Here is a 12105-nt window from a genome sequence, read left to right as displayed (position 1 = left end):
CGCCCCCGACTCAGACGCCGATGCCGGTCCAGTGCATGATCGCCATATACCCGGAGTAGCACGCGGCGACGATCATGATGAGCAGAACCGCGATACTGACGATTCTGAGAAGTCCGTAAAGCGACTCTGCCTCCATCGCCACCTCCGCTTTGCCGTTGTTGTTGCGGCAGCGGCGGCAACCCCCATGCCCGGCTATGCCGCCGATCACCTGCCCCGGTCTGCACAAAGAGGCGAATCTGCGCACGATGTCGTCTTACCTGCTACCCCAATGCAAGGTGTTCGGCAAATATTGCAGAAGAAAACGGCAAAAAGCTGGGGTGATGATGCGCCGGCGAGGTTCCCTGGCGGGCGGCTCCCGACACCTGGGTGCAATCCAATACCCGCACCGGTGACCGGTCAACTTGAGCCGCACAGCACCTTTTCCTTCTGCGGATCGACAATCCGCCACCCTGCCTTTGTGGTCGGCACCGCGTGTGATACGCTCGCTAAGCCTTGGTCTTGGTTCAAAGAACAAGCGCGCGCCGAATTTCCGCCGCGCTTACTGCACCCTGGCTGCTCCGTTTAGTTCAATTACTTCCCGGTTTTTCTGTGCGCGTTTTCTTCGGCCATCGTTCTTTTCTTGCGGGTTGCAAGCAACCCCGGCCAACTGAAAACATCACGCGCACAGTGTCCAACATCGAGCGGATGCCTCCGTTGCACGACCGCCCACCTGCCGATCAGCGGCGAGCCGGCGCCTTTCCCGAATGACTTCTCCTACGCCAAACCGCCTTCGCGGCTCGCTGCTCTTCATCGGCGCGCTGCTCATTTTTTCCGTCTCCGACGCGACGGCTAAGTACCTTTCGGTCTACTTCGCCGTCCCTCTTCTAGCCTGGGCGCGTTATGCCTCGCAACTCGTCTTCATGTTGACCACGACGGCTCGCCGCGAAGGCTGGAGTATCGTCCGTACCGAGCACCCGCTGCTGATGATTGCCCGTGGCTTGAGTCAGGTGCTGACGACTGTCTTCGTCCTCTTCGCGTTTCGCACATTGCCGCTCGCCGAGACGACGGCAATCGTGTTCATCACGCCCCTGCTGGTGGCGCTGATGGCCAGCCCCATCCTCGGAGAAAAACTGCGGCGCAGCACGTGGCTGGCGACGCTCGGTGGTTTTGCCGGCGTGCTGTTCATCGCCCGCCCCGGCGGGGTCATGGAGGGCATCGGAGTGGCGCTCGCACTCTGTTCCGCGCTGTGCTACGCGATCTACAACATCCTGACGCGCAAGCTGACGGCGACCGAGCCGCCGGCGCGGCAATTGTTTTACATCGCTCTGATCGGCGCAGTGACGATGTCGCTCTTCCTGCCGACGTTCTGGACCGGAACGGTGCCTTCGCTCGGTCAAGGCCTCATGATTCTCTCGCTCGGATTCTGCGGGGGTGTTGGCCACTCCTTGCTCATCCGCGCAATGCACCATGCGCCGGCGTCCAGCTTGTCGCCGTTGCTATACATTCAGCTGATCTGGTCGACGGCGCTCGGCTGGGCCGTCTTCGGCCACCTTCCCGATGCCTGGTCGGTGCTCGGCATGGCGATCATCGGCGTTTCGGGACTGATCCTCGTCCTGCCACGACGCCTGCTCGCGCTGTAACACCGACACCGCACCTGGCGCACCAGAGGCAGCGACCGCCGAGACACGCCCGATGTCCTCAAGCAGGAAACCCATTACTGTTTCCCACCAGTCAGCATCGACTCTTGCCATCCAGTCGTTGTGGTCCGCCGACGGAATGACGAACAGGCGCTTGCTTCCGCTAAGCCGTGCCATGAGTTCCTTGCCGAGCGACGCCGGAACGATGCTGTCGCGCTCTGCGACGATCACCGCGACGCGTCCTTCGTAGCCGTCGAGATTGTCCACGTTGTCGTACCGGTCCTGCAGGAAGAGCCCGACGGGAAGCCACGGGAAATGGTGCTTGGCCACGTTCTCGATCCGATCCCAGGGCGTGATCAGGAGCAACTCGCTCACGTCGGCGGGGCGCGCGATGGCCGCCGCCACACCGGCGCCCAACGACTCGCCGGCGAGCATGATCGGCCCCGGAAACGCCTGGCGAGCCCGCTCAAAAGTCTGCAGCGCGTCCGCCACCAGGGCCTCTTCGCCGAGCTTGCCTTTGCGCGAGCCGTAGGCCGGGTATTCGGCGAGAATCACCCGCACGCCAAAGCGCGAGAGGATTTCCGCGTAGACCGCGCGCTGTCCCGCGTGGCCGGCATTGCCGTGAAAGAGCACCAGTGTCGCGCGAGCCGCTTCGCTCGGTTCGCGAACCAGGCCCCGGTAATCGTGCTCGCTCGGCCATGGCCGCAAACCGTTTTCGCGCGCGGCGTTAACGATCTCCTTGCGCGACGGGTTTTCCGGAAAGTAAATCTGCCGATCCTGAAACATCACCACACCTCCTGCGAGAACGACCAGCACGATCGCCAGCGAGAGCAGCAAGGCGCCGGCCGTACGTTTCTCGTACCCTTTCCCTTTCCCTTTCCCTTTCCCCGCGGGTGCGGACGCTGTGCCAGGCTCGACGCCTCCAGGCCTTTCGTTCTTCTCGTCGATTTCCAATCGCCTATTCATGGCACATCCTTAAGTCATGCGGTGGATGCCGCGGCAACTCGCTTATGCGCCTCGCCGCCGAATCAGCCGGCGTGCAAGCACCAGATAGGCTGTGGCATTGACGGCGAGGACGACCAGGCCCAACCCCGTCTGCATCTCGCGGGTCAAGCCGCCGGGATAGATCAGAGGAACAACCCAGTGCTCGACGAAGCCGCCGGTGTAGCCGCTTTCGCCGCCGAGCCTACGTAAGCGATTCTCAAGCGGTGTGAGCGGACATATGCCTCCGGAAAGCTCGATAGCCGCAGCCCACAGCACAGCGGGGAGATGCAGCCAGATCAAGCGTAACGACCGCCAGACGAGGATTACGCCGCACGCCGCAAAGAGGATGAACGCAAGGTGGATAAGTACGACGACGTCGGCGAGCAAGCTGAACAACATGAGGTCTCGATTTGGGCATAAAGCGCCTGAGCGGCAACTCGCGCGGGCCACTCGCGTGGACGCCCTGCCGGCGGCACGGGACGCCATGAACTGATGATCTAGACCGGGACGAAGGCAGGCAGGTTCCACAGGTTCTGCAGCCACTGAGGAGCGCCAGGCAAGAAGGGAGCAATTCGTGAGCCGGGCCGCCACACCCGGCGCGTCACCTTCATCGGAACCTTTCTTGCCCTCATAGCGACAAATCCCAATCACTTTTCCGGCCTCCGCCGGATTCTCTGCCGGTACCACCTCTGTGGTGTTCCGCATCGGCAACGTCAACCCGACTTGAATGGAGACTCCAATTGCCGACCGACAGCCCCGTTGTTCATCCTGCGCAAGAAGAGATCGTGTCCGGCCTGAGCCGGGAACCGCCCATGATTCCGCCCAAATACTTCTACGATTCCCACGGATCGATGCTTTTCGAGCGCATTACGCGCCTTCCCGAGTATTACCCCACCCGCACTGAACGTTCGATCATGGGCACGCACGGCCGCGACATGGCGCAGCGCATCCCGGCCGAGTCGACGGTGATCGAGCTCGGAGCCGGCAACTGCGAGAAAGCGCACGAGCTCTGTTCGCTGATCCGGCCGGCCTGCTATGTGCCGATCGACATCTCGGCCGACTTCCTGCATGACGCTGCACAGGCCTTGCGCGACGCACATCCGACGCTCGACGTGCGCCCGGTGGTCGCCGACCTCGCCGCCGACATCGATCTCGACGGCGAGGTGCCGGCCGAACGCCGCCTCGTCTTCTATCCGGGTTCGTCGATCGGTAACTTCGAACCCGACGACGCGGCCGGCCTTCTCTCCCGTTCCCGCCGCCTGCTCGACGGCGACGGGGCCATGCTGGTGGGCGTCGACCTCGTCAAGGAGGAATCGGTACTCCACGCGGCGTACAACGACGCCGAAAACGTCACGGCGGCCTTCAACCTGAATGCGCTCGCCCATCTCAATCGGCTCATCGGCAGCAATTTCGATCTCCGCGAATGGCGGCATCACGCGTTCTTCAATCACGCGCGTTCGAGGATCGAGATGCACCTCGAAGCGCTCGTAGACACCACCGTGGCCTGGATGGGTGGCGAGCGCCGTTTTCGTCGCGGAGAGCGCATACACACCGAAAACAGCTACAAGTACGGCATTGAAGACTTCGCCGGCCTGCTTGATCGGGCCGGCTTCTCCAGCATCGTGTGCTGGACGGACCCCCGCCGCTGGTTCGCGGTTTTCCTCGCCCACGCCTGACTCGAAAGAACGACATGGACACCCGTACGCTTGCTCAACGCTATCTCGCCGTGCGCGAGCAGACGCTGGCGCTCGCCGCACCGCTCTCCGCCGAAGACTGTTGTGCGCAATCGATGGCCGACGCCAGCCCGGTCAAGTGGCACCTCGCCCACACCACCTGGTTCTTCGAAACCTTCATCCTCGAACGCTGGCAGCCGGATTTCCGGCCGTTTCACCCCGCCTTTCGCGTCCTCTTCAATTCCTACTACAACGCCGTCGGCGACAAACATCCGCGCCCGCAACGGGGCCTTCTGACCCGCCCCCCGCTGACCGCCGTGCGCGAGTACCGCAATGACGTCGATAGGCGAATCCTCGCCGTGCTCGACGCCGCCGAAGGCGGGGGGAAACGCAGGGACGACGCAGCGTTGTCCGACCTGCTCACGCTGGGTCTGCATCACGAGCAGCAGCACCAGGAACTCATCCTCACCGATCTCAAACACCTGTTCTCGCGCAACCCGTTGGCTCCTGCCTACAGCAAACCGCCGCAAATTTCCGAGCGCGCGCCCGAGCTCTCCTGGCTGGAATGCCCGGGGGGCGTCGCCGAAATCGGCCATCGCGGAGACGACTTTTGTTTCGACAACGAAACGCCGAGGCATCGCGTCTTCATCGAGCCGTTCCAGCTCGCCTCGCGGCTGGTGACGAATCGCGAGTATCTGGAATTCGTCGATGCCGGCGGCTACGCCGATCCCCGTTTTTGGCTATCGGAAGGCTGGGATTGGCGCGTAGCGGAGAATCGCCATCACCCGCTTTATTGGCATCCGGGCGAACGGTGGCAAGAAATCACGCTCGGCGGCTTGTCACCGCTCGATCTGGAGCGGCCGGTCGTTCACGTCTCCTACTATGAGGCCGACGCCTTCGCCCGCTGGGCCGAGGCTCGGCTTCCGTCCGAAGCGGAATGGGAACTCGCTGCCACGACGCAGCCTGTGGAAGAGCATTTCGGCGCGGACGGGGTCTTTCACCCGCGCGCGGCTTCCGATTCCGGCATGAGGCAGTTTTTCGGCGACGCCTGGCAATGGACGCAGTCGAGCTACGCTCCCTACCCCGGCTTCCGCGCCAGCGCGGGCGCGGTCGGCGAATACAACGGGAAGTTCATGGTGAACCAGTACGTGCTGCGGGGCAGCTCTTGCGTAACGCCTCCCGGACACGCCCGGGTGACCTACCGGAACTTTTTCCCCGCTTCGGCATGTTGGCAATTCTCGGGAATCCGCCTGGCCCGCGATTAGCCGACTCGCACCGCAAGGACGCTGCCTGAGCGACAAGCCGAAACGGCGCACCATCCCCACGATCCGCACCATCCACGGCGCCGTGCGCCAAGGTCGCTTTCAGATCGATGGCGCACTGCCCCTTCTAAATAAAGACCGGATTCCGCTCCCGGTGTTGCGCTTTTTCCCCCGGCGGCGCGTACGGCGGCGAATTGCTCACGGACGGCACAATGTGGTCACGTTCGCCATGGTAAACTCGCCCGCATGGGTGCCGAGTCGCAACAGAAATTGACCCCTTTACAAACAAGAGTGGCCAGGGAGATCGTCGCAATGGTTCGCCGGGAAAACCGGCGCGCCGGCGAACACTTGCCCGAAGCCGTGCTCTCGGAACAGATTGGCACATCGCGGTCGCCGATCCAGGCGGCATTGCGCCACCTTCTGAGCCTCGGCGTCGTGCAGCAGGACGCCAACCGAGGCTTTTTCCTCGCCAAGGACGCCCGTGATTGGGATCAAGTCGCGGCGATGTACTCGTCACAGCCGGACGATCCGCTCTATCTAGCCATTGCCGAAGAGCGACACGCCGGCCGCCTCCCGGACGAAGTAAGCGAAGCGGAACTCATGCGCCACTTCAAGGTGGCGCGCAGCACGCTGCGCAAGATTCTCGCGCGCATCAGCGAGGAAGGCTGGATTCGTCAGCGCGTAGGGCACCGCTGGACCTTTCAATCGATGATCGATTCGCCGGAAGCCTACGAAGAGAGCTTCCTGTTCCGGCAGGCAATCGAGCCAATCTGCTTTCTCGGTTCTTCGTTCCGCTACGATCCGGCGCAACTCGTCGCGCTGCGGCGCGAACAGCAGGCGATCGTCGACGGCGGCTACGAGACGATGACCGTCATCGAGCTGTTCGAATCCAACAGCCGTTTCCACGAGATGGTCGCGGAGTGGTCGAACAACCGCTTCATTCTGCACTCGGTACGCCGCGTCAATCGACTGCGCCGTCTCGTGGAATACAAGCAACCGGCGAAACGCAGCGCGCGGCGTCGGCAGGCGCAGGAACACATCGGCATTCTCGACGCGATTGCCAAACACGATCTCCTGCTCGCGGCCTCGTTGATGCGGGCGCATCTCGACGATGCGCGTCAGGATACGGTTCACGGGGAAGCGCTTCCTCCCTCGCTCCCTTAATCCGCTATTTCCTCTTGCCGCCAAAGTCATGTGCGGCTGCCGGCGTAAGGCCTTCTCAGGAACAACATTCCGTTTTTTCGAGTCGCGTGACTCCTGCCCGGCAATGACTACGTAGTTCCCGCAATTTCTTGCACAAAGTACGGATGCACAAGCGTCCGTGACTTTGGGAACATGTTCGCGATCAAGGCGGTACGGGCGTTTCGTCAAAACCGCCGGCTCATCGACGTATGAGGAAACCAGGGAATGAATGCAGTCGAGAATGCGCGTATGACCAATCCTGAAAGCCGTACTGAACAGCCTGAGGGCGTGTTCGCCATCCGTAACGTACGCGCGCAGGAAGCGCTCGCCCGCTTCGCCGGAGACCGCGAGCGCTACGCGCACTGGCTGTTCGATTTCACGACGCACGGCCCGGCCGCGGCATCGCAAATCCGGCAGGCCATCGCCAACGGATCGCACGAAGCAGCCGTCAACCTGACGCACGCGCTCAAGGGCCGTACGGGCATGCTGGGAATGACCGAGTTGCACTCGATCGCACTCTCGCTCGAGATGACGCTCAAGAATGGCGAACCGGCCGTCTTCTGGCTCGATGAACTCGAGCGCACGGCCGGCGAGATGAGCCGTGAAATTCTCTCCGTCCTGGGAAAAGACGACACGTAGAAAGCTTGGCATAGCTCGCTATTCGACGACAGATCCGGACGGCTCCTCCAAAGGCAGACAGATCGGCGTGCGCACCGAAAAACACAGGCATTGAGGAACAGCATGACTTCGTCATTCAAGGTGTTCGTCGTCGACGACGACCCCGTCGTACTGGATATCATCCACGCCACGCTCGAACCGGATTGCCAGATCCATACGTTCATGAGTGCCGAGGAGTGTCTAGCGCGGCTGGAAACCGAGAAGCCGGATTTCTTCCTCCTCGACGTGAGTCTTCCGGGGATGGACGGCTACTCGCTTTGCGAGCACATCAAGAACGACCCGAGTCTGCACGGCACCCCGGTGACCTTCGTCTCGGGGCGCGACACGATCGAGGAACGGGTCCGCGGTTATGACGCTGGAGGCCAGGACTTCATCGTCAAGCCGTTCGATCCGGAGGAACTTCTGCGCAAGCTGCTGGTGGCGCAGACGATGGTCATCAGCCAGCGCTCGCTGGCCGTGCAGATCGAAGAAGCGGAAATGCTTTCGTCGCTGGTCATGGCCAACATGGACGAGACCGGCATCCTGTTGCAATTCATGAGCAAGCTGATCGCCATGGAGAGCGCCGAGGAAATTGCCTCCGAGCTGCTTGATTTGCTCAAGCGCTACCGCCTCGACGGCGTGGTGCAGACGCGCATCGGCGGTGACACGCAAACCCGGAGCGCGGCCGGCAACAATTTGCCGCTGGAAACGTCGGTCATCGAGCACGTACGCTCGCAGGGCCGGATCTTCGAATTCCGGCGCCGCAGCGTACACAACTTCGAGCGCATCACGCTGATGATCAACAATCTGCCGATCGACGATCCCGAGTATTGCGGCCGCCTCCGCGACCATCTGTCGGTCGCCGCGCAGGGCGTCGATTCGCGGCTGAAAGCCATCCATACCGAGCAGGCACACCGTAGAGCGCAACAAGGCATTCTCGCCGCGCTGGAAAGCGTCGGCAATACGATCATGGAACTGCGCGACGCGCACCAGGAAACCACAACGGTGAGTTCCAAGCTGATCGTCGACCTGCAGGAAACCTTGCTCAACTCGTTCTTCAAACTCGGGCTCACCGAGAACCAGGAAAAGTTCCTCCAGGACATGGTCGGCGATTTCATGACCCGCATGGTGGAAATGCTCAATCGCGGCGCGCAGACGCAGGAGACGCTGCAGCGGCTCAACGGCAAGCTGAGCCAGTTGCGCAACGTCTAGCGACCGGCGCGGAGAGGACCCGTTGGACTATGCCAGTCTTCCGGCCAGGGACATCGAGCGCCACGCGCGGAACGTCCAGCCCGGCGCATGGAGCGTGGATGATCGGCAGCCGCTGTCGACGCTGCTCGGTTCCTGCGTCGCCGTTTGCCTTTTCGACCCGCAACTGAAGATTGGCGGCATCAACCACTTCATGCTGCCCAATATCGGGCGCAGCAAGCACGGCGATGTGGATTCATTGTTGTCCGGCAACTTCGCCATGGAGGCGCTGCTCAACGCGCTGCTCACCCGCGGCGCCAAGAAGCCCCGATTGCAGGCCAAGGCGTTCGGGGGCGGCACGATCATCGATGCGGACGCCGGCTCGTTGACGATCGGCATGCGCAACGCCAGCTTCACCAAGGAATGGTTGGCCCGCGAAGGAATCCCGCTGCTCTCGTCCGACTTCCTCGGGCCCTGGTCGCGCAAGGTGCTCTTTCTTCCCTTCAACGGCGAAGCTTTTTGCAAGCGGCTGGTCACCAGCATGGCGACCGCTACGGTCATCGACCGCGAAGAAAAAGCCTACGCGGCGACGTTGGCGCAGCAGCCGAAATCGACCGACAAGAAAATTGAGTTGTTCTGATGATCGACGCCGGAATCAGCGACGGAGAATATGCGCTCTTCCAGCGCCTCATCTATCGGATAGCTGGTATCAGCCTTTCCGAAGCGAAGAAAGTGCTGCTCGTGGGGCGGCTGACGAAGCGCCTGCGCGCCTACGATCTTGCGAGTTTCGGCGACTACTACCGAATGCTGGCGCGCGGCGATCATCCCGACGAACTGCAAACGATGGTCGACCTGCTGACGACCAACGAAACCTATTTCTTCCGGGAGCCTCAGCACTTCGAGTTCCTGCGTACCGAGGCCGCCGGAGCTCGCGCACGTTCGACGGCTTTCCGCGTCTGGAGCGCGGCAAGTTCCAGTGGCGAGGAAGCCTATTCGATCGCCATGACGCTCGCCGAAACGCTGCCGGAAACGCCCTGGGACGTGCTGGGCACCGACATCAGCACGCGGGTGCTCGCCCGCGCGCGTTCCGGCCACTACACGATGGCCCGCGTCGAGGGGATTCCGCCGGGCTACATGCGCAAATACTGCCTGAAAGGCGTGCGCTCGCATGCCGGGAGCTTCCTGATTGCGCCCGAGTTGCGCCGCCGGGTTGCCTTCCACCAGGTTAACCTGATGCAGCCGGCCCCCGCCGATCTCGGCGAGTTCGACGTCGTTTTCCTGCGCAACGTGATGATCTACTTTGACCCGGAAACCAAGACCCGCGTCGTGCACAACATCCTGCCCCGGCTCAAACGCGGCGGGCACCTCATCGTCGGTCATTCGGAAACGCTCAACGGCATCACCGACCGGGTCGCCACCGTACGTCCGACGGTTTATCGCAAACCATGACCGGGCGCACCGCCAACACCGACGACATCATCCAGGTCGTCCTCAAGCCCGGCGACTTTCATTTCGGGGGCGGCAGGACGCGCATCTCGACGCTGCTCGGGTCTTGCGTTTCGGTCACGCTTTGGCACCCGAAAAAGCACATCGGCGGCATGTGCCACTACATGCTCACCGAGCGCGACCGGCCCTCCGGCGTTCCGCTCGATGGCCGGTATGCCGCGGAGGCCTTTGCTTTGTTCCTGCAGAATGTGGCCGCCGCAAGTACGCGACCCTGCGAATACCAGGCCAAGCTCTTCGGCGGCGCCAATATGTTCAACTGGAACCAGGGCGACGGTTCCGACATCGGCGCGCGCAACATCGAATACGCGCATCGCATGCTGGCCGCCAACCACATCACGCTCATGGCGGAGCACGTCGCGGGCAGCGGGCGACGCAAGCTGCATTTCGACGTTTGGAGCGGCGAGGTGTGGCTGGCCTTTCCCGACGGCGAAAACGCACGGATCAGGAATCCCAATGGATGACAGGCGGCGTTCGCGGTGGCCGAAGCGTGAGGATCGTGAGGATCGCGAGCATCGGGCTTTGACCGTCACCAACCGCCCTTTGCCGCCCGGCCAGGGCGTGGAGCCGTTGTTCGGCCGCGCCTTACGCCCGGGAATGGCCGCCTCGGGCCAGCCCATTGTGGCCCTTGGCACATCGACCGGCGGTACGCAAGCCCTCGAGTCGATCCTCACCCGGCTGCCCGAGAATTCCCCGGCCATCGTCATCGTGCAGCACATGCCGCCTGTATTCACCGCCATGTTTGCCGACCGCCTGAACAATCTCTGCCGCATCGAGGTGCGCGAAGCGCGCCAGGGTGATCGCTTGCGCCCCGGCCTGGCCCTCGTTGCTCCGGGTGGGAAGCAGATGCTGGTGAAACGGTTTGGCGGCGAGTTGAGCGCGGCCATCACCGACGATCCGCCCGTTAACCGCCACCGTCCGTCCGTCGACGTGCTCTTCCGCTCAATCGCCGTTCTTGGCAGCGCGAAGGCGCTCGGCATCATCATGACCGGCATGGGTGACGACGGCGCCCGCGGCCTCAAGGAAATGCACGACGCCGGCGCGCGGACGATCGCCCAGAACGAGGCGAGTTGCGTCGTTTTCGGCATGCCGAAGGAAGCCATCCTGCGCGGCGCGGTCGACCTGACCCTGCCGCTCGACCAGATTGCGCCGGCGATCGTCGCCTTCGGCAAGAGTTCTTTTTCAGGTACTGGAGAAGCTTGATGGACGTAAACGCGACACTGAATACGATTGCGGCCGACGTCGAGCGCGGCAACATCGTTTTTCCAACCCACGCCGAGATCGCGCTGCGCGTGCAACGCCTGCTCGACGACCCCGATTGCTCGCTATCGGCGCTTGGCAAGGTCGTCGCCGCCGAACCGGTGCTGCATGCGCGCGTGCTGTCTGTGGCCAATTCGATCGCCTACAACCCCGGTGGCCGGGCGATCACCGAGATCGGCGCCGCCATCTCGCGTCTGGGGTTTGGCACCTTGCGTGCGCTCGCCGCGGCAGTCGTGGTACGGCAGATGAAAGAACTGCCGCGGCTTCCGGAACACCGCGCGCTCGCCGGCGCGCTCTGGGAACACACGGCGCATGTAGCGGCGCTTGCACGTACGCTGGCGCGCAAAGTCACGCATCAAAACCCCGACGCCGCCTTCTTCGGCGGCATCGTGCACGAGATGGGCGGCTTCTACCTGATCGCCCGGGCCGCTTCTTATCCCGGCCTGATCGAAGGCGATCTCGAGGCGTGGCACGGCGACGGAGAGGCGCGCATCGGGCACGCCGTACTCAGTGCGCTGGATACGCCCCCGGCCATCCTCGAAGCCTTGCACATCATGTGGACGGGCTACCTCGCCATGCCGCCGGCGTCGCTCGGCGATACGCTGCTCCTCGCCGACCAGCTCACGCCGACCGAATCCCCGCTCGATGCCCTCGCCGGCATGAGCCGCAAAGGCATGAACGTTGAGCTGCAGATGCTCGTCGACGATGAAGAACTGAGCGAAATCCTCGCCGAATCGGCCGACGAGGTCGCGTCGCTGGATGCGGCGCTCAAGGCATGAC

The 12105-nt window shown here is 62.9% G+C and carries 13 protein-coding genes and 1 pseudogene; 11 read left to right on the top strand and 3 right to left on the bottom strand.

The window, feature by feature from the left end; genetic code table 11:
* Positions 1-10: 10 nt before the first annotated feature.
* Positions 11-244: a hypothetical protein gene (locus NZ453_RS20920; RefSeq protein ID WP_263772896.1), complete on the bottom strand. Its 234-nt coding sequence runs from the start codon at positions 242-244 to the stop codon at positions 11-13.
* A gap of 499 nt (positions 245-743) precedes the next feature.
* On the opposite strand from NZ453_RS20920, the gene NZ453_RS20915 reads away from it, so the two are divergent.
* Positions 744-1619 (top strand): DMT family transporter, encoded by an 876-nt coding sequence (locus NZ453_RS20915; RefSeq protein WP_263772895.1) that lies wholly within the window; start codon positions 744-746, stop codon positions 1617-1619.
* A 342-nt stretch (positions 1620-1961) separates the two neighbouring features.
* Here NZ453_RS20915 and NZ453_RS20910 read toward each other — a convergent pair.
* Positions 1962-2402 (bottom strand): annotated as a pseudogene (locus NZ453_RS20910) (alpha/beta hydrolase); the annotation flags it as partial.
* Positions 2403-2624: 222 nt separating this feature from the next.
* Positions 2625-2999: a DUF2784 domain-containing protein gene (locus NZ453_RS20905; protein ID WP_263772894.1), complete on the bottom strand. Its 375-nt coding sequence runs from the start codon at positions 2997-2999 to the stop codon at positions 2625-2627.
* Between the two features lie 386 nt (positions 3000-3385).
* Here NZ453_RS20905 and egtD point away from each other — a divergent pair, with 386 nt between their 5' ends.
* From egtD to NZ453_RS20855, 10 genes are all read left to right on the top strand, one after another.
* A complete protein-coding gene (gene egtD, locus NZ453_RS20900; protein ID WP_263772911.1) occupies positions 3386-4276 on the top strand; it encodes an L-histidine N(alpha)-methyltransferase in 891 nt (296 codons plus the stop codon).
* 14 nt (positions 4277-4290) lie between these two features.
* Positions 4291-5538 carry an ergothioneine biosynthesis protein EgtB gene (gene egtB / locus NZ453_RS20895; RefSeq protein ID WP_263772892.1) on the top strand — a complete coding sequence of 416 codons (1248 nt, stop codon included), beginning with the start codon at positions 4291-4293 and terminating at the stop codon, positions 5536-5538.
* A gap of 243 nt (positions 5539-5781) precedes the next feature.
* The gene (locus tag NZ453_RS20890) at positions 5782-6699 is read left to right on the top strand and encodes a GntR family transcriptional regulator (RefSeq protein WP_263772890.1); all 918 of its coding nucleotides are present in this window, start codon (positions 5782-5784) and stop codon (positions 6697-6699) included.
* A 243-nt stretch (positions 6700-6942) separates the two neighbouring features.
* Positions 6943-7356 carry an Hpt domain-containing protein gene (locus NZ453_RS20885; RefSeq protein ID WP_263772889.1) on the top strand — a complete coding sequence of 138 codons (414 nt, stop codon included), beginning with the start codon at positions 6943-6945 and terminating at the stop codon, positions 7354-7356.
* A 102-nt stretch (positions 7357-7458) separates the two neighbouring features.
* Positions 7459-8586, top strand: a complete 1128-nt coding sequence (locus tag NZ453_RS20880; protein WP_263772888.1) for a response regulator — start codon at positions 7459-7461, stop codon at positions 8584-8586.
* Between the two features lie 22 nt (positions 8587-8608).
* Entirely contained in the window at positions 8609-9202 is a 594-nt protein-coding gene (locus NZ453_RS20875) for a chemotaxis protein CheD (RefSeq protein ID WP_263772887.1), read from the top strand.
* Complete coding sequence (locus NZ453_RS20870; RefSeq protein ID WP_263772886.1) at positions 9202-10011, top strand: CheR family methyltransferase; 810 nt, start codon at positions 9202-9204, stop codon at positions 10009-10011. Before NZ453_RS20875 ends, NZ453_RS20870 begins: the two co-directional genes overlap by 1 nt.
* Complete coding sequence (locus NZ453_RS20865; RefSeq protein ID WP_263772885.1) at positions 10008-10529, top strand: chemotaxis protein CheD; 522 nt, start codon at positions 10008-10010, stop codon at positions 10527-10529. Before NZ453_RS20870 ends, NZ453_RS20865 begins: the two co-directional genes overlap by 4 nt.
* Positions 10522-11268 (top strand): chemotaxis protein CheB, encoded by a 747-nt coding sequence (locus tag NZ453_RS20860; RefSeq protein ID WP_338051216.1) that lies wholly within the window; start codon positions 10522-10524, stop codon positions 11266-11268. The genes NZ453_RS20865 and NZ453_RS20860 overlap by 8 nt, the downstream gene beginning before the upstream one ends.
* A complete protein-coding gene (locus tag NZ453_RS20855) occupies positions 11268-12104 on the top strand; it encodes an HDOD domain-containing protein (RefSeq protein ID WP_263772884.1) in 837 nt (278 codons plus the stop codon). The genes NZ453_RS20860 and NZ453_RS20855 overlap by 1 nt, the downstream gene beginning before the upstream one ends.
* Position 12105: the final 1 nt, after the last annotated feature.

The sequence above is a fragment of the Propionivibrio soli genome (assembly GCF_025770765.1).
In the GTDB taxonomy this organism is placed as follows: domain Bacteria; phylum Pseudomonadota; class Gammaproteobacteria; order Burkholderiales; family Rhodocyclaceae; genus Propionivibrio; species Propionivibrio soli.
This window is presented reverse-complemented; position numbering and strand designations above follow the sequence as displayed.